A 17964-nucleotide genomic window follows, 5' to 3' on the forward strand; every position below is an offset into this window, starting at 1 on the left:
CTTCTGCAGGTCATGCTCTAGACTGAGTTGGAGAGAGCATCCCAATTTTGCAAATTGCTGTAAGCCCTCACCCTAAATCCCTCTCCCCGGGGAGAGGGACTTTGAGCCGAACTATGGCTTTTGGCCCAGTTCCGGCTCCCCTTCTCCTCGGGGAGAAGGGGCAGGGGGATGAGGGCGCTAACCTGGTTCTGCATAATCGGGATGCACCCGAGTTGGAAGCAGCGATCGCGCTGGCGTTAGTAAGGAAGCCTGGTATGCGACTGTCTCAGATGCTCTTTGTCACCCTGCGCGAAGACCCGGCAGAAGCAGAAATTCCCAGCCATAAGCTGCTGCTGCGGGCGGGCTACATACGGCGGATTGCCAGCGGCGTCTATGCCTATTTGCCGCTGCTGTGGCGGGTTTTGACCAAAGTGTCGAAAATTGTGCGCGAAGAGATGGACGCGACCGGGGCGCAGGAATGCCTGCTGCCGCAGCTGCAGCCGGCCGAGCTGTGGAAAGAGTCTGGCCGCTGGGATACCTATACCAAAGCTGAAGGCATCATGTTTGCCTTCATCGACCGGCGGGAGCAGCAGGTGGCCCTGGGGCCCACCCACGAAGAGGTGATTACGACGATTGCCCGGGACATGATTCGCTCCTACCGCCAGCTGCCGCTGCACCTGTACCAGATTCAGACCAAATTTCGCGATGAGATTCGGCCCCGCTTTGGCCTGATGCGGGGGCGCGAATTCATCATGAAAGACGGCTACTCCTTCCACCCGGACCACGCCAGCCTGAAGGCGACCTACGACGATATGTACCGGGCCTACACCAACATGCTGCGCCGCAGCGGTCTGGACTTTCGCGCCGTTGAGGCCGACTCTGGAGCAATTGGCGGCTCTGGCTCACACGAATTTATGGTGCTGGCGGAGGCCGGCGAAGACGAGGTGCTCTACACCGACGATGGCCAATACGCCGCCAACGTCGAAAAGGCGGTTTCACTGCCGCCCGAAGCTGAGCCGTCGCGCTTTGACACCTGCAAGCAGCTCGACACGCCCAACACGCCGACGATCCAGTCCCTGTGCGATTTTCTAGACTGCTCGCCCAGCCAAATTGTCAAAAACGTTCTCTACCAGGTGACCTATGACAACGAGCGGTCTGTCCTCGTGCTGGTGAGCATCCGCGGCGACCAGGACGTCAACGAGGTGAAGCTGCAAAACCAGCTCACCCGGCAGGCCAGCGACTATGGTGGCAGTACCGTAATTGATCTAACCGTGCCTGACGCCGAAGCGCAGCAGCAGTGGGCCACAAAGCCTCTACCGCTGGGCTACATCGCGCCTGACCTGGCCGACGACTACATTGCCCCTAAGTCAGCCGTCGCGCCCAAATTCCTGCGGCTGGCTGACCCCACCGTGGTCGAGCTGAAGAATTTCGTCACCGGCTCCAATCAGAGCGGCCATCACGTCGTCGGCGCTAACTGGGGCGATACCTTTCGCCTTCCCGAACAGGTGGTCGATCTACGCAAAGCGATCGCAGGCGATCGCGCCCAGCACGACCCTAGCCAGCTCATTCGCTCCGCCCGCGGCATTGAAATTGGCCATATCTTTCAGCTCGGCACCAAATATTCCCAGGCTCTGGGGGCCACCTACACCAGCGAGCAGGGCGAAGACAATCCCCTGTTCATGGGCTGCTACGGCGTCGGCGTTTCGCGCCTGGCCCAGGCCGCCGTCGAGCAGTCCTATGACAAAAACGGGATTATCTGGCCGGTCGCGATCGCGCCTTACCACGCCATCGTCGTCATTCCTAACATCGGCGATGCCCAGCAGACCGAAGCCGCCGAAACGCTCTACCAGGAACTGAACGCAGCCGGTGTCGAAACCCTGCTAGACGATCGCGACGAGCGAGCCGGCGTCAAGTTCAAAGACGCCGAGCTAATCGGCATCCCCTTCCGGATTGTGACCGGGCGATCGCTCAAATCAGGCAAAGTCGAAGTGACCCAGCGGGCCAGCGGCGAAACCGAGGACATTGTCCTAGAAGACGTCGTCGAAGTCATCAAGCGCTGGGTCCTAGAAGCCACCAGCCCATAGCTATCCCTATCACCCCATCACTCCCCTACCCAATCCACCAGCGCTCCTAAATCCCGCACCCACACATCCGCATATTCCCGCCAGGGAAATTCACCGGTCGAATCGAAGTAAGCCGTTGCCGTCCCGGCATTCCGACCGGCCATCAGGTCAAACTTGTAGTCGCCGACCATGACCGCCTCAGTCGGTGCGGCCTGCCAGCGGTCTAGCAGCTTCAGGATGCCGTCTGGGCTGGGCTTGTGGGCACAGCAGTCGCGGCTCAGCACATTTTCAGGCGCGAAAAAGTCATTTAATCCACAGGCGGCTAACGTAGTGTGAGCCATCTGCTTGCCATTGCGAGTCAGCACGCCTAGCCGCTTGCCCTGCGATCGCAGCTTTGACAGAAGCGGGTGTATGCCTGGCTGAGCCTGGGACCGATGGGCAAGCTCAGTCTCGATATCGGCCAGCCGCCGACGCAGCGGGACAGCTTCGGCTGCTGACAGCTGAGCCAGCGCTTCTAAAATCGGTTCGTTAGCCGGCAGCCCCAGCTCGCGGCGGATGGCGTCAAAGTCATGGATGCCAACGGTGAGGGTGCCGTCCATGTCAAAAATCCAGCAGCTGCGATCGCGGAAAGCAGGAAACATCGAGCGGATGTGGAAAGGCCATTCGCAGTGTAGCGTCCCTTGCTAAGCTAAGGGTCTAGCAAAAACAGCGGCAGTACTCATCCCTAGCGCCATGACGACGATCAACGATAACTACCTCAAGCTCAAGGCGGGCTACCTCTTCCCTGAAATTGCTCGGCGGGTGAAAGCCTACACCGACGAAAATCCCGACGCACCGATCATCAAGCTGGGGATTGGTGACGTCACCGAACCGCTCCCCGCCGCCTGCCGCGAGGCGATGGTGGCAGCGGTTGAAGATATGGGCCAGCGGCAGACCTTCCATGGCTATGGGCCAGAGCAGGGCTATCTGTGGCTGCGCGAAAAAATTGCCCAGCACGATTTCCAAGCTCGCGGCTGCCAGGTCAGTGCCGAAGAGATTTTTGTCTCCGACGGGGCCAAATGCGACAGCGGCAACATTCTCGACATCTTTGGCCGCGACAATACGATTGCGGTCACCGATCCGGTTTATCCAGTCTATGTCGATACCAACGTCATGGCAGGCAACACGGGGGCGATGGATGACGGTAAATACCAGGGTCTGGTCTATCTACCGATTACCGCTGAGAACAGCTTTACGGCAGAGATTCCTGAGGAGAAAGTAGACCTGATTTATCTCTGTTTCCCCAACAATCCCACCGGGGCGACCGCTAGTCGGGCTGAGCTCCAGGCTTGGGTAGACTACGCCCGCGCCCACGGCTCAATTATTCTCTTTGATGCCGCCTACGAAGCCTTCATCACCGATGCCGAACTCCCCCATTCGATTTACGAACTCGACGGAGCTAGAAACTGCGCCATCGAGTTTCGCTCTTTTTCTAAAACGGCAGGCTTTACCGGCACCCGCTGCGCCTTTACCGTTGTTCCCAAAACCCTGACCGCAAAAGCGGCAGATGGCTCCGATGTCGAGCTGTGGAAGCTTTGGAACCGGCGGCAGTCTACCAAGTTTAACGGGGTCTCTTATATCGTGCAGCGCGCCGCCGAAGCGGTCTACTCCGAAGCGGGTCAGCAGCAGGTTAAAGGGCTGATTGCCTTCTATTTGGAGAATGCCAAAATTATCCGCCAGCAGCTCACCGCGGCGGGCATCCAGGTCTACGGCGGCATCAATGCCCCCTATGTCTGGGCGCAGGCTCCGGCGGGACTCTCCAGCTGGGACTTCTTCGACAAGCTGCTCTATCACTGCAACGTGGTTGGAACGCCAGGATCGGGCTTTGGCGCGGCGGGGGAAGGCTACTTCCGCATTTCGGCTTTTAACAGCCGTGAGAATGTTGAAACGGCCATGCAGCGAATCGCTGAGCAGTTTAAGGTCTAGTCTGAAGCCGATGCTGATACTGAAGCGGCTAGTCCACTAGCCTGAGGCGGCCCGACCGGACGGCGTCGAATAGGCGATTGTCTAGCATGCCCCCGTCCGCCCTTTTCCCATCATCTTTGCCGACTACCCTTGCCAAACACCATGCAAATTTACCGACTCAATGCTCTTTCTGACAACTATATTTTCGTCCTACACGACGAGGCTACGAATACCGCTGCGGTGGTCGATCCGGCGGAGGCGGAGCCGGTTCTGCAACAGCTTGACCAGCTCGGGGCAGAGCTAACGATTATTTTCAATACCCACCATCACCTGGACCACATCGGCGGCAACCGGGAACTGCTAGCACGATTCCCGAACGCCGAAGTCTACGGCGGTGCTGAAGATACGGGCCGAATTCCCGACCAGCGATATTTTCTGACCCAGGGCGATCGCGTCGAGTTTGCCGGTCGTCCGGGGGAAGTTTACTTCGTGCCCGGTCATACCCGAGCCCATATTGCCTACTACTTTCCCCCGCAGCAGCCGGAGGAGCCAGGGGAACTCTTCTGCGGCGATACGCTCTTTGCCGGGGGCTGTGGCCGCCTGTTTGAGGGGACGGCGGAGCAGATGCTGATTTCGCTGGGCAAGCTGAGATCGCTGCCGGACAACACCCGAGTCTGGTGCGGCCATGAGTACACGCTGAAAAACCTCAAGTTTGCGCTGACCGTGGATGAGGAGAATCAGGAACTGCGATCGCGCTTGCAGCAGGTCACCGCCGCCCGTCAGCAAAACGAGGCCACCATTCCCTCGATGCTGGGGGTCGAGAAAGCAACCAATCCCTTCCTCCGTTGGGATCGGCCTGCTATCCAGTCGGTGGCCAATAGCCAAGACCCGGTGCAAACCTTCGCCCATATTCGGGGCCTAAAGGATCGCTTTTAGCAAATGGTGTCTTGGAATTTTTGTATCCTAAAATACAAAAATTCTCAGCTTTGTCTCATAGGATACTCATTTTTGTCATAAAATCCTAACTTTGCGCTCATCAGCTTCTCGACTGAGGTTAAAGTTGCAGCTCCATTATGGGAATTGAAGACGTTAAAAAGCGTTGACGATTCGATTTTAAGGAGCTGCTTTATGAAACGCGCAACTATTTCTGTTTTATCCATCCTCTTGACGGCTGCCGCGATCGCGCCTGCTGCCCAAGCGGCACCCAAATTCTCTGAAGAAAACACGCTGCACGATCTGCGCATAGAAGAACTAGACGCCCGCGAAAAGCAAGCGGTGAAGTTCTCTGAAGGGGAGACTCTACAACAGCTGCGGCTCGAAGAGCTAGACGAACGCGATGCGTAGATGCCGATGTGTAGATTCGCCATGGCTTAGCCCATAGTGAGTGACGATCCCGGAGAAATTTTAGGTTCTCCGGGATCGTCGTTTAGGCCTAGAGACCGCAGGCTACGAAGATCCCTCAGACCCCGCCGTTGCAATTGCCACAGTCATCAATGCATAGGCATTAAAATTTACATAGATGGAGTTGTCATTCCGTTCGCGCAGCGGCTCCAGGGGAGCAACAGAGCGTAGACGCTTGCGGCTTCCCGCAGGGTAGAATCTCCCAGTTGCCGATGTTTCTGAGCGAGATGCCTCGATCAACTCGGCATGACATCAGTCTCTTCTTTGTAAAAAATGTGTAACTAATTTTGTCTGACTACTGACCTACACCTGCCCTGGCGTTGATGAGATTAAAGGAGCACTAATCTGGCTGATGAGCCGTTGCTACGGCCGGAGCGGTACGATCCGGGTGAACATGGACCGTTTGCTGCGGTACGCCAATCACAATACCCATTTGGTCAAAGCGGTTCTTGAGCCGGCGGCGATATTCTCGAGCAACGTCCCACTGTTTTAGAGGCGCGGTGACGATCCACAGTCGCACCGTGGCGCCAGCATGGTCCAAATTATCTACGCCCAGGACCAGCGGCGGTTCGAGGATGAGAGACTGCCAGTCGGGTTCCTGACGCATCTCTTCGGCGACATCAGCAATGATGGCTAAGGCTTTGTCAATGTCAGATTCTAGCGACACCGGAATCAGCAGGTCTACCCGAGACCAGTCTTTTGAAAGATTCTGGACGACGCCAATCTGACCGTTGGGGACGGTAATCAGGCGACCTTCTTCATTGCGCAGCTGGGTAATCCGCAGGTTCATCGTTTCTACGAAACCCGCCACATCGCCGACAATAATCACATCGCCAACGCCATAGTGGTCTTCCATCAGAATAAAGAAGCCATTGATAATATCTTTGAGCACGTTTTGGGAAGCGAGGGAGAGCGCTAAACCGATAATCCCCGCACCGGCCAGCAGCGGCGTTAAATCGACGCCCAAACGGGCAAACACGGCGAGCACGCCGACAATAATCACAAAGGTTGCGAGAATATTTTTGCTGACCTGAGAGAACGTGGAGAAGCGCAGCGTCAGGCGCTGCGATCGCACCGAGTCAGGCAGTGCCTCTTCCTGTACCGCCAGAAATAGCCGATTAATCAGCACTTCCCCCAGCCGAATGACTCCATAGCACAGCACGATCACTAGGATGATGATCAGCGGCAGTCGCAGTACGTTTAGCAAAAAAGGCTGCCAGGGGCGGGTATAGGGAGACAGACCCAGCAGTACTAGGCTGCCGCCGCCCCAGACTGCGACCTGAGCCAGCCGAAATCCCCAGCGCTTAAAGTCCCGCAGGTATCGCCGTTGCTTTACGGTGACCCGTTCCCGCAGGGCCGCGATCGGCGAGAGAAAATCTCTTGCCGCCCGGCCCTGCCACGATTCAGGCTGGCCGCCTGACGCTGCGGGCAGAACCAGTCGGCCGCGCATAAATCGGAGTAATCCGCTGATCATAATCATTGCTAGCAGAATACCTCCGGCCCAGGGCAACTGCTGTCGCAAAAAGCGCGGCTGCCGCTCTAGCCGATACCGGCGGAGGGCAGCTTCGATCGCTTGTTCAAGTTCTGCCGCTCGGATTTTGGTACTGAGGACGCCGCCCGCCCGGGCGTCCTGCTCGGTGACGGTCATCAGGAAGCGATCGCCAATAGAAAGCACCGGCAGATTGCTATCCGGGTCTATCTGCCAAGTCACAGGCGGCAAATTGGTTTGCAAGCCCTGCCGCGCGGCCTGCCGCAGCCGCTTCTCAATTTCGTTAACCCGGGTTGCTGCCGAAAATTCGCCCGCTGCCGCAACTTCAAATAGGGGGACGCCATCGAGCCAGACCGTCAGCGTCTCAATCGGATCGGTTTCGGGCTGAAAGACCTCCTTAAGGCTGGAAAGGCCGAGCTGGTCAAACCTGGATAAGATCGAATATTCCGCTCCTGGCGTTTCCTGCGCCCAGGAAGGCGAGCCGATCAGCAGACAGCTGAGACCAACCGCGATCGCCCAAATCAGAATCTTCCTTACCGCTTTCATGGCGTCCTCCCAAGCCTCAATTGGTTCTCAATCGGTTCTCAATCGGTTCTCAATCGGTCTCGCGTTGTAGGGCAACAGCCGAATCAGGCTGATCGGGCCTCTGCAAGCGATACAATTAAACCGACCCAGCATAGCCGACCGTCATAGCCGCTTTTTCTATCAATAGGTAGATAGGCTTATGGAAAAATAATGCTGGTTGCCATCTATTATCCCTCGACAGCCGCTATCCACCGCGCTCGTATCCGTGAATTCCCCCGACTATCTAGAACGTATCCTCCTCGCCCGCGTCTACGACGTCGCCCAGGAGACACCGCTAGAGCCGGCGCTGCGGCTTTCAGAACGCCTGCAGAATCGGCTGCTGCTGAAGCGCGAAGACGTCCAGTCGGTCTTTTCGTTTAAGCTGCGGGGGGCTTACAACAAGATGGCTCAGCTGCCGCCCGAGCTGCTCAAGCGCGGCGTGATTGCTGCCTCGGCGGGGAACCATGCCCAGGGGGTTAGCTTAGGCGCGAGTCGGCTGGGCACAACGGCGATGATTGTGATGCCGGTGACCACGCCCCAGGTCAAAATCGACGCGGTGATGGCCCAGGGCGGCATCGTCGTGCTCCATGGCGACACCTTTGACGATGCCTGCGCCCACGCCCGTCAGCTGGAGGCCGAGAAGGGGCTTACGTTTATTCATCCCTTTGACGATCCCGACGTGATTGCCGGTCAGGGCACCATTGGCATGGAAATTCTGCGGCAGTGTCAGCAGCCGATTCACGCCATCTTCGTGGCGATTGGCGGCGGCGGCCTGATTTCGGGAATCGCTGCCTATGTCAAGCGGCTGCGGCCCGAGACCAAAATTATTGGCGTGGAGCCGGTAGATGCCGATGCAATGACCCAGTCGCTGCAAACCGGGACGCGGGTGCGGCTGCCCCAGGTGGGCCTGTTTGCCGATGGGGTGGCGGTGCGGCAGGTAGGAGAAGAGACCTTTCGACTGTGTCAGCAGTATGTCGATGAGATCATCCTGGTCGATACAGATAATACCTGCGCCGCGATTAAGGACGTCTTTGAGGACACCCGCTCCATTTTAGAACCGGCGGGGGCCTTAGCGATCGCGGGGGCCAAAGCCTACGTCGAACGCACTGGCATCCAGCAGGAAACCCTGGTGGCGGTGGCCTGTGGCGCGAATATGAACTTCGACCGGCTCCGCTTTGTGGCCGAGCGGGCCGAGCTGGGCGAACGCCGCGAAGCCATCTTTGCCGTCACTATTCCTGAAGCTCGCGGCAGCCTCCGCCGGTTTTGCGAAACGCTGGGCAGCCACAGCATCAGCGAATTTAACTACCGGATTGCCGACGAGCGGATCGCCCATATTTTTGTGGGCGTGCAGATCCGCGATCGCGCCGACGCCGCCCGGATTATGCAGTCCTTCACCGCACGCGGCTTCGATGCCCTGGACCTGACCGACGATGAGCTGACCAAGCTCCACCTGCGCCATATGGTCGGCGGTAAGTCTCCCCTGGCCCACGACGAACTGCTCTACCGGTTCGAATTTCCCGAACGCCCCGGAGCCTTGATGAAATTCGTTACCGCCATGAGCCCCAACTGGAACATCAGCCTGTTCCACTACCGTAATCATGGTGCTGACTATGGCCGAATTGTCGTGGGAATGCAGGTGCCTCCAGCTGAAATGCAGGAATGGCAGGCTTTTCTGGAAACGCTGGGCTATCGCTACTGGGACGAAAACCAAAACCCGGCCTATAAGCTATTTCTGGGATAAACCAGCGTCTGTCCCCTGCGGAACTAGCGGCGTTTACTGAAAGGGTTGAGCAGAGCTTTATGCCAGGCTGCTTTTTCATTTGCGTTTGAGCCGTTGCTGTTCGAGCCATTATCCGGGTGGCCTGATCGCTCGTTCGCTTCTTCAAGAGACTGGTGGTAGGGACGATAGTACTGATAGTAGCTATAGGATTCGTCGCTGACCTGCTTTGAGGCATTCGCCACCATTCCTATGACAGGAATCTTTGCAATGTATAGTTCATCCAACGCCGACTGGAGCTGAGAGTATTTGACCTGACCCAGGCGAGCCGTCAGCAGCAGCCTCTGAGATTTTTCTGCGACCATAAAAGCATCTGCGAAGCCGAGCAGCGGCGGGGAATCGAAGATAACGGTGTCGAACCTTTCAAAAATTTCCTGAAAGAAGTTTGCCATTCTATTCGAAGACAGGGTTTTAAGCGGATTGGGAGGCACGGGTCCTGAAGGAATCAAGAATAGATTTTCATCGATGGGAAGACGAACAAGAATATCGTCCAAGTCAAATTCACCGGTTGCGTAGTTTGATAGTCCCTGGTCATTGGAGACATTGCAGAATCTATGAAGGCTGGGGCGTCTCAGGTCGGTATCAACCAGTAAGGTCCGCTGTCCGATAGCGGCGCTAGCGTGCGCCAGGTGAAAGCTGATGGTGCTTTTGCCTGCATCGGGGATCGCCGAGCTAACCGTCAGGGCTTTTACCGGGCTGTCCGGGTTGCTGAGCCGAATATTGGTCGCCAGGACGCTAAACGCCTCTAGAAAGCGAGTAGAGGTCTGCCCATTTTGGGACGGATAGGGCTCAAAAGCGCCTGGATCGAATCCCATCTCTCCTAGCTGGTTCCTAGGAAGGATAAGGGGTTGACCGTTCTCAAGCAGCAGACTGTAGGGAATATTTCCTAACAGCGGCAGGCGAGCTGCCTCTTTTAGCTCTGTAATGGTGTGAATTTTGCCACTCATGCGGTCAACTAGAATGGCCAGGCCCGATCCTAATAGCAATCCCAGTACGGTGCCCAACACCAGATTTCGTTTGGCGCTGGCTGATGAAACCTGTGGGTCTGAAGGCTGCGTCAAAATTTCCCAGGGGGTCTGACGCTGGGCGGCATCGATCCGCAGCGCCTCGCGCTTAGTCAGAAACTGATTCAGGTTAGTCGTCGCAATTTCCAAATCCCGCTGGATGGAATTGTACTGCCGGGCTACGGTGGATAGGCGCTTGATCCGCTGGTTCAAAATCTCAACGGTTTGGCTCAGAGCCTGATCGCGGTCTTCTAATTCTCGGATGTAGCTTGCCACCTGTTCCTGGACTCGAATGCCCTCCTTGACCAGCAGCGGCTGGAGATTGGCACGCTGATCTTGAATTACGCCAATTTCCGGGCTGTTTTCCAAATACAGGGATAGTTCACTGGCCAGCTGGCTGTCCACTTCTAATAGCTGGTTGAGCAGCGCCTGGTAGCGATCGCTCTCTAATAGAACTGAAGTCGCAGCGAGCTCTTCTCCTTCGGCGAGCTCCCGCTGAAGCTCCTGATAGAGCTTGCGGGTTTGCTCCATCTCTACCCACAGGTCAAATTTCTGGGCGGTAAACTTAGCCATCTGCTCAGAGAGCTGCTCTCCCTGTACCAGCGGATCGATCAGATTAGCGCTTTGACGCAGGGTTTCCAGGTCTGCCTCCAGTGACTCAACGCGATCTCTGACTACTGGCAGCTGCTCATCGACGAAATCAATTCCTCGGGAAATATCGTTTTGTCGATCTTCTAGGCTATATCTCAGATAGGCGGCTGCAATTACTTCCAGAACTTCGGTCACTCGACCCGGTTCATCGCTCTGATACTGAACTGTTAAAGTCGTTCCCATGTCACTGGGGATAAACTTTAAATTATTGACGACTTTTTTGTAAGTCAGGTCGGGATAGCTTTTCTGCAGCTCTGCTACGATCGGGTCCATCACCCGAGGGCTGGTCAGAATTTTTAGCTTGGTCTCATCGATGGGGACGCTGACAACGTCTGGCTGGTTACTGAGTGCTTCTGGGTTGAGCCCAGAAATAATCTGAGTTTCCAGAGTAACGGGGGGCGTTAGCAGCTCAACGCTGGACCGATAGGTCGGATTATCGGTAATTGCCAACAGTACTGAACCCGCTGCCGTCAGAACGGTGACGCCAGAAATTAAAGGTACATGCCGCCTCAAAGCCGCAAATAAGCGGTCTAAATGGATTCCCCCTTCCTGATCAAAATCTTGGGGGACTGTGCTAGCTGGCGGTAGCGAGAGCTCGGATGCCATGTTAGGTAAAGTATCCGTTAACTGCAGTTTACAAGAGCAGCGCCTTGACCAACTGTTAAGTATTAGTCAAACAGGTTCAAGATCGTCGTGGGAATTGTAAAAATGGAAAGCGCCCTGCCCAGCGGGACCACAATGGTATCCAGCGTGTCTGCCAGCGACGCGGATGCTGAGCGCTTAACAATAATGATGTCATTATTCCGCAGCAGCGGGTTCATATCTTCATCAATTCCTTCGGAAAAATCTATGGGTATAGAGGTTTGGGTCGCCGTTCCATCTGGGTTGAGGCGTACTAGCTCGACTACACCTCGCCTGGCCCGGTTGTTAAATCCCCCTGCGGCCAAAACACCCTGACTGAGCGGCGTATTGGGTGGCACCTCAACGACGCCGGGGTCATCAACTTCACCCACGACGTTAACTCTAATCGTATCTGGGGAAAAGCTGGCTGCCGCAATCTCGGTCACTTCCCCAGGCAGCAAGTCTTCCGCCTGGGGAATAAAAACCGTATCGCCCTCCTGCAAAACAATATCCTCAGTAATATCGCCGTCAGTTAGCAGCTGCCAGAGATTGACATCGATCGTTTGCTCCTGACCGTTCCGGGTTCTGCGGTAGACTTTAACTTCCCGGATATTGGCTTCAGGCTTGATGCCGCCTGCCACCTGAATCGCCCGTGTGACGGTTGGTGGAATACTGTCATTACCGGTTCCTCCCGGAACGCCTGCCTCACCTGTCCGGGCAGTTCCAGTCACGGTATAAGGCCCCGGTCGGAATACCTCGCCGACCACGGCGATATTTAAAGGGCGGCTTTCGTCAGCCGCAAAGCTGGCAGCGGTCAGCTGTAGTGATTCTGCCGAGTCAAAGCTATCCCGTGTCGGGATCAATACGGTGTCACCATCTCGCAGCGGAATGTTATAGCGCAGATCGCCGGTTTCAAGGAACTGCCAGAGATCGGCGACCAGCGTTTGCTGTGGCCCATTGCCGGCTGCTCGTTGAATGACGATCTGACGTAAATCGGCTGCCTGCGTAACGCCTCCAGCCGCTTCTAGGGCGCTGACCAGCGTGGGAAACTGTGTCCCATCTCGCTCAAGGGTATAGGCTCCTGGATGCGAGACTTCACCAGATATGCCAATCCTCAGCGGGCGGGGCTCAATTAAAAAAATATTCACAATGGGCCGCCGCAGCCGCTGGGCATAGGCTTGGGATAAAGCAGCCTCAGCCTGCGCTAGGGTCAGGCCAGCGACGGCAACCTGGCCAATCATTGGTAAGTTCAAGGTGCCGCTGACTAAAACTTCATACTCACCGCTATAGTCAGGAATGCGAAAGACATCGACCTGCACTCGGTCGCCGGCTCCTAATATATAGGCCTCAGGAGCAAGCGCGCGTTCTAGAGGAGAAACGGGAACGGTGACGGCGTCTTCAGTAAGGGGCTGCTGCGCGATCGCGACCGCAGGAAAGTTCAGCGCTAAGAAAAGTAAGCAAAACCCTCGAGCAAAGAGCCTCGAACGACTAAACGAAATTGAAGCGGTCGATTCAGTCATCACTGCCAAACCATTAGATAAAAACTTAGATCTTTCTTTGCAACGGTGTCACGGGATATCTTCGTTTTAGATTCGCCTGCGATGGGAGCCTATATCCAGCGCTTACTGTGGGCAAGAGGCACCTATCACTTGCTGTAGAATTGCCTGAAGGGCAAGTTATATCGTAGCTTGAACACACCTCAAAATACTGATGCCGCGTCACATGCTTATATGGCTGAAATAAAACAGGGAGTTTTGTGAAGTCTGTGAGGGTCAAAAGAGTGAGGAAACAGCGTGAGCGTCTAGTAAATGCTGAAGCGGACTAAATTTCAGACAGGCAGCCGCTAACGGTGTACGCACTCACGTTCTAAATCCCTGACGCCAAAAGAATATAAGACAGTCCAATTTTCTACATTTTCAAGGCCTTTTGCCAAACCGAAAAGCAGCATGAATATGGCGTAGCGCGATCGCAGATAAACCTTGACTGAGTAATATCCTTCTGGTATAGAAAGCATGAGGAGTTCATTCCCACTAAGTCGGGCGTTCGGGCAAATAGAGCCCATACCCCTGATGCCAAAGACGACCAACGCCTTCGGATAGCTACCACATGGTATTAAGAATATACCGAAGGTACCATGCCTACATCGAGGTTCAATGGCCACTTTAATCGCTCGAGACTTATTTTCAGAATGCTCGATTTGATGGACATGTCTCATAGCAAGCTCAAAATCAAAGCCTTGGATTCTTGATTACAGTGTTTACTGGCTAGGTACAGTTGACTGCATAAACTTAGGGCGTCATGGCTATCCACGCGCTTCAGAAGCGACCGCAGCAAGACTTGCATGATGGCTAGAAAAATCAAATAGTTCTAACTTATCAGGATCTCGATAGTCGTGATACTCGGTTCGATTATAGTTATTAGCAGTAAAATGAAGCTGTAGGAAAAGCCTAGGTCGCTTTGCAGGGACTTCGCCCTTGTGAAAGCAAAAAGTATCTTCGATAAATCCAAAACCGGCTTGCCCTTTTAACGTCATGAACTGGTCATCCTGGTACACTTTCCTAAGCTCGCTTTCTAACTGTACGCGGCTCAAGAAATTTAGAGTATGAAGCAGCGACCTTTTTCGATGGCTGCCTCGAATACAAACATGTGGACCGCTATCAAAGTCTACATCGCTGAGATAAAAGCAGAATCTAACTCCGGAAAAATCATCCAAATCGTAATGGTATTGACTAAATTTCTGCTGATCTGAGTCATATGATTTATTCCTGATAGGATATGTCCAGAACATGCTGGAACCCGTATATATTGCTGGCTTTCCTATATACTTAGAAGCTATTTCTCGTACTTTAGGGTCATTAGCGAGCTTTAAAATCGCAGGGCAGTTTGCACTAATGTTGAAAAATCGAGCAACATAAAAAGGCTTTCCGTAAATTTTATCTAACTCATTTTTATTGGAAAATCTGACACCTAGATTCGTTCTTCCACCGGCAAAGCAATACTGAGAGTCAACATACTGATGCAAATCACGCAAAACGGTTTCCGGAAGAAATATTCCTGCAAAGATACCGTGTTCTCTAAGATCAGTTACGACCCTACTCACATCTAAATTCTTAAATATTGAATGCGAGTCAACCCTCTCAAATTTCTGGTGAAAGCAAAAACTTAGAAGAAGCAAATAAAAAGAGCGAATTAGTCGAAAACGCCCTAGTAAGAAAACGATGAACCACTGAGGTTTACCTATGGCAGCACTTAATATGTAAAAAAGCTTACGCCAAGCTTCTGAATAAACTTTCATAAAATAATAACTATAAATTTAACTCTATGACATTGAACACATTCGGTGCTTTGGAAACTGCAGCCACGACGCTAGGCCGTAGTGACAGCCAAAGCCGTGTTCTGATTAGAGCGATTTAACGCAAAGTTGGTCAACGGCTTAGCCAGGCTGCGAGAACTTGCGCAAAATCACTGAAAATCGAAGCTTTTGGATAGTAAATAGAGCATCCGGGTTGAAAATCTCTATATTTTTTTTGCAATCTGTCGCTTATTCGCTCGTACCTATCTCACTTATCTATCCATACCTATAGCTTTGACGCTGCTCCAATTCCATACTGCTACCTAGCACGAGCACGTTACAGCTAAGTTAGTGAAGTTATAAAGAGTATTACTCAAGCTTGTGTGAGGATTTAATGAACTGTATGCACAGTGAATATTAGTCGGCTAATAAACAAACCTCTTTCCGCTGCTCTTGTCAAGCCTGCCTGATCCAAAAGGTAGGTATCTTTACATAACTTTAGCAAGATGAATTGAGACCTATCGTCTGCGTGAAAGCCGCAAGGCCAAGACATTTGATCGGTGGAAATGCGCAGTTACCGTGTGAGTATATGAAATTTTGATAAACTCGTCGCATCTTTAACCTTGATTTTTCGTCAGCAATATGAGGCTTTGATAAATCATCTGTCCAAGGGTTGATTCACCTAATTGGATGGGCGTAAGTATAGTTTTATGCCTGTGGTTACTCAACGGTCCCCTTGTTTGGCTGATTGTTTTCTCCTCTTGGTTGGCCCCTTATGGTACGCGCAAGGCTAGAATTCCGTCTTGGTGCTATTCACTATATATTCAGCGATTTTAGGCTTGCTTTATGCTGTCACCACTTTTGGTTCCTAAAGTGCTTGAGGCCTTTCTAGATATTCTGTTTGAGAATATTTATTAAGTCCTACCCGGTACAGCATGTGCCTTAAAAATCCATTCTATGGGAAGCCATCTGCTGCGCTGCGATCGCTGACGATGAGGTAAAAAACCTTTTGTTTATTTTCACCTAATTTCAGATAAATCATTATTATGATGTGGGGACATCCTATGCAGCTACCTAAGGTTTCCGTAACTGGTTCACCTGTCACGGCACTGCCGTTTAAAGAGCAGATTTCAATCATGGTCGCTTGGGCCAAGCATCATTCCAGCAGAATGGTCTGCGTGGCTAACGTTCATATGCTGATGGAGTCTCGTGGAAATAGTCGGCTCCGACCTGCTTTGGAAAGTGCCGATCTCGTAGCGCCTGACGGCATGCCTCTGGTATGGGTGATGCGCTCTCTCGGCGTTGAAAGACAAGACCGAGTAGCCGGTATGGATATTTTTCTCGCGCTTTGTCAAGAGTCTGTAAAGTTTGATATTCCGGTCTTCTTGCTGGGCTCTACCTGGGATGTCCTAGACAAGATGAAAGTTAGGCTCAAGCACGAGTTTCCGAATCTCAAGCTTGCGGGTATGGAGTCGCCGCCTTTTCGAGAGCTAGCTGAGTCTGAAGATGCTGAACTGATTGAGCGTATCAACAATAGCGGTGCTGGCTTTACTTTTGTTTCGCTTGGATGCCCTAAGCAGGAATGCTGGATGGCTGACCGTCAGGGAAAAATTAAGTCTGTTATGGTAGGAATTGGCGGGGTGTTTCCCGTTTATGCAGGAATGAAAAAACACGCTCCAAACTGGATCCGCAATAATGGGCTTGAGTGGCTATACCGGCTGGTTCAAGAACCCCGCCGACTATGGAAACGCTATTTTACAACTATCCCACCTTTCGTTTGGCTAGCGCTACAGCAAGTCAGCGGGCATAGAAAAGTGAAGCCACGCCGTATGCTGCGCTTTTAGTGGATTCAGCTCATTTCTTTTTTGAGATGAGTGATTGGAGGGTGCAGATAGCTGCTGTTTAGCATGAGATTTCTTCGCTCATACAGCTGCTACCTCTCTAATCTTTATTGAAAGTGTGAAAATATAGCTGACTTGGCAGGTAGGTATATCTGTGCTCATACCGCCATCAAAACCTTTAGATTCACTTTGAAAACTGTGCTTTTCAAGAGCCTATAGCTATGCAAATCGCTACACCCGAGAAAATTTTTTGTCAGAAGCCCGTTCAGGTTTACGCTTTGACGCAGATTAATACTCCTTCTCAATTAGAAATCTCTACGCTCACTAACAATGCTGTCCATCTAGTCTTCATTGACTCAGGAATCGAAGAATATAGTGTTTTGCTTGAGGGGCTTCTACCCGAATACCGGGGTTTCTTATTAGATCCTGATAAAGATGGGATTGAGCAAATCAGTTACCTCCTAGCTAAATTTAAAGACGTTCAAAGTCTTCATATTGTTTCCCACGGGAGTTCAGGCTGTCTCAAGCTAGGCTCCAGCTCGCTTTCTGCGAGCAACTTTGACCAATATTCTGCGACGCTTGAGCGATGGTCAGAGTCCTTCGCCGACGGTGGCCAAATGCTTCTATATGGGTGTCGGGTCGCGGCGGGGCAAGCTGGAGCAGAGTTTATTCAGTGTTTATATGAGAGGGTTGGGGTTGCGATCGCGGCTTCTTCAACTTCAATCGGCTTTTTTGCCAAAGGTAGAAACTGGGACCTTGATACTAGAACCTCAGACTTTATTCCTCGCCTTGCTCTCAAACGGTTAACTTTTCAGTCTTACAAACATGTTCTCATGGACGAAATTGCGCCAATTATCGAAAACGTTGCTGCACTTGCTCTCCTTTCTACAGGGGCTGATACTTATACCTTTACTGTCACTTATTACGATGAAACAGGACTTGATCTAACCAGTTTTGATAGTTCTGATATAACAGTTATTGCTCCAGATGGTACTGTGCTACCCGTTACACTGGTTAGCACTGATTCAAATGCTGATGGCACCTCTAGTACTGTAACTTACTCGATTGCTACCCCTGGCAGTATGTGGGGCTGGGACGATAACGGGACTTATAGCATTGTTGTCAATGCTGGTGAAATAAGTGATACCAGCGGCAACACCGTATCTTCTGGTGAAATCGGGACCTTTAGCGTCTCAATTCCTGTAGGGACTATTCGCATCGAAGCAGAGGACTACCTTGCAGGGACGAATGGAGTTGAGTATTTCGACAAGAGTGCTGGCAACAACGGTAATGCCTATCGTACTGACGATGTTGATATTGAAGTCACGGGTGACGTTG

The 17964-nt window shown here is 52.9% G+C and carries 12 protein-coding genes; 7 read left to right on the forward strand and 5 right to left on the reverse strand.

Features of this window, described 5'->3' with window-relative positions; translation table 11 throughout:
- The first annotated feature begins 254 nt into the window (after positions 1-254).
- Positions 255-2063: a proline--tRNA ligase gene (locus IQ241_RS22565; protein ID WP_193911624.1), complete on the forward strand. Its 1809-nt coding sequence runs from the start codon at positions 255-257 to the stop codon at positions 2061-2063.
- 17 nt (positions 2064-2080) lie between these two features.
- Here IQ241_RS22565 and IQ241_RS22570 read toward each other — a convergent pair whose 3' ends face one another.
- On the reverse strand, positions 2081-2683 hold the full coding sequence (locus IQ241_RS22570) for an HAD family hydrolase (protein ID WP_193911603.1): 603 nt from the start codon (positions 2681-2683) through the stop codon (positions 2081-2083).
- Positions 2684-2774: 91 nt separating this feature from the next.
- On the opposite strand from IQ241_RS22570, the gene IQ241_RS22575 reads away from it, so the two are divergent.
- From IQ241_RS22575 to IQ241_RS22585, 3 genes are all read left to right on the forward strand, one after another.
- A complete protein-coding gene (locus IQ241_RS22575; RefSeq protein ID WP_193911605.1) occupies positions 2775-4007 on the forward strand; it encodes an LL-diaminopimelate aminotransferase in 1233 nt (410 codons plus the stop codon).
- A gap of 141 nt (positions 4008-4148) precedes the next feature.
- Complete coding sequence (gene gloB / locus IQ241_RS22580) at positions 4149-4922, forward strand: hydroxyacylglutathione hydrolase (protein WP_193911607.1); 774 nt, start codon at positions 4149-4151, stop codon at positions 4920-4922.
- Between the two features lie 192 nt (positions 4923-5114).
- Positions 5115-5330 (forward strand): hypothetical protein, encoded by a 216-nt coding sequence (locus tag IQ241_RS22585; protein ID WP_193911609.1) that lies wholly within the window; start codon positions 5115-5117, stop codon positions 5328-5330.
- Between the two features lie 397 nt (positions 5331-5727).
- On the opposite strand, the gene IQ241_RS22590 is transcribed toward IQ241_RS22585, so the two are convergent.
- Entirely contained in the window at positions 5728-7422 is a 1695-nt protein-coding gene (locus tag IQ241_RS22590; protein WP_193911610.1) for a mechanosensitive ion channel family protein, read from the reverse strand.
- A 244-nt stretch (positions 7423-7666) separates the two neighbouring features.
- On the opposite strand from IQ241_RS22590, the gene ilvA reads away from it, so the two are divergent.
- Positions 7667-9181 carry a threonine ammonia-lyase, biosynthetic gene (gene ilvA / locus IQ241_RS22595; protein WP_193911612.1) on the forward strand — a complete coding sequence of 505 codons (1515 nt, stop codon included), beginning with the start codon at positions 7667-7669 and terminating at the stop codon, positions 9179-9181.
- A gap of 23 nt (positions 9182-9204) precedes the next feature.
- Here ilvA and IQ241_RS22600 read toward each other — a convergent pair whose 3' ends face one another.
- The 3 genes from IQ241_RS22600 to IQ241_RS22610 all read right to left on the reverse strand — a co-directional run bounded on the left by IQ241_RS22600 (position 9205) and on the right by IQ241_RS22610 (position 14788).
- Positions 9205-11478, reverse strand: coding sequence for a GumC family protein (locus IQ241_RS22600; protein ID WP_193911614.1), 2274 nt, complete (start codon positions 11476-11478; stop codon positions 9205-9207).
- A gap of 62 nt (positions 11479-11540) precedes the next feature.
- Positions 11541-13013, reverse strand: coding sequence for an SLBB domain-containing protein (locus tag IQ241_RS22605; RefSeq protein WP_193911616.1), 1473 nt, complete (start codon positions 13011-13013; stop codon positions 11541-11543).
- 782 nt (positions 13014-13795) lie between these two features.
- The gene (locus IQ241_RS22610) at positions 13796-14788 is read right to left on the reverse strand and encodes a phytanoyl-CoA dioxygenase family protein (RefSeq protein ID WP_193911618.1); all 993 of its coding nucleotides are present in this window, start codon (positions 14786-14788) and stop codon (positions 13796-13798) included.
- A gap of 1061 nt (positions 14789-15849) precedes the next feature.
- Here IQ241_RS22610 and IQ241_RS22615 point away from each other — a divergent pair.
- Together IQ241_RS22615 and IQ241_RS22620 are read left to right on the forward strand one after the other, a co-directional pair.
- The gene (locus tag IQ241_RS22615; RefSeq protein WP_193911620.1) at positions 15850-16629 is read left to right on the forward strand and encodes a WecB/TagA/CpsF family glycosyltransferase; all 780 of its coding nucleotides are present in this window, start codon (positions 15850-15852) and stop codon (positions 16627-16629) included.
- 218 nt (positions 16630-16847) lie between these two features.
- Positions 16848-17964 (forward strand): DUF4347 domain-containing protein (locus IQ241_RS22620; protein ID WP_193911622.1); only part of this gene is annotated, 1117 nt, incomplete at its 3' end.

It is taken from the genome of Vasconcelosia minhoensis LEGE 07310 (genome assembly GCF_015207255.1).
GTDB lineage: Bacteria > Cyanobacteriota > Cyanobacteriia > Phormidesmidales > Phormidesmidaceae > Vasconcelosia > Vasconcelosia minhoensis.

Coding starts and splice junctions, on each gene's coding strand:
- IQ241_RS22600 (WP_193911614.1), bottom strand. CDS start 11,478: ATGGCATCCGAGCTCTCGCTACCGCCAGCTAGCACAGTCCCCCAAGAT.
- IQ241_RS22610 (WP_193911618.1), bottom strand. CDS start 14,788: ATGAAAGTTTATTCAGAAGCTTGGCGTAAGCTTTTTTACATATTAAGT.
- IQ241_RS22590 (WP_193911610.1), bottom strand. CDS start 7,422: ATGAAAGCGGTAAGGAAGATTCTGATTTGGGCGATCGCGGTTGGTCTC.
- IQ241_RS22575 (WP_193911605.1), top strand. CDS start 2,775: ATGACGACGATCAACGATAACTACCTCAAGCTCAAGGCGGGCTACCTC.
- gloB (WP_193911607.1), top strand. CDS start 4,149: ATGCAAATTTACCGACTCAATGCTCTTTCTGACAACTATATTTTCGTC.
- IQ241_RS22585 (WP_193911609.1), top strand. CDS start 5,115: ATGAAACGCGCAACTATTTCTGTTTTATCCATCCTCTTGACGGCTGCC.
- IQ241_RS22615 (WP_193911620.1), top strand. CDS start 15,850: ATGCAGCTACCTAAGGTTTCCGTAACTGGTTCACCTGTCACGGCACTG.
- IQ241_RS22570 (WP_193911603.1), bottom strand. CDS start 2,683: ATGTTTCCTGCTTTCCGCGATCGCAGCTGCTGGATTTTTGACATGGAC.
- IQ241_RS22565 (WP_193911624.1), top strand. CDS start 255: ATGCGACTGTCTCAGATGCTCTTTGTCACCCTGCGCGAAGACCCGGCA.
- IQ241_RS22605 (WP_193911616.1), bottom strand. CDS start 13,013: ATGACTGAATCGACCGCTTCAATTTCGTTTAGTCGTTCGAGGCTCTTT.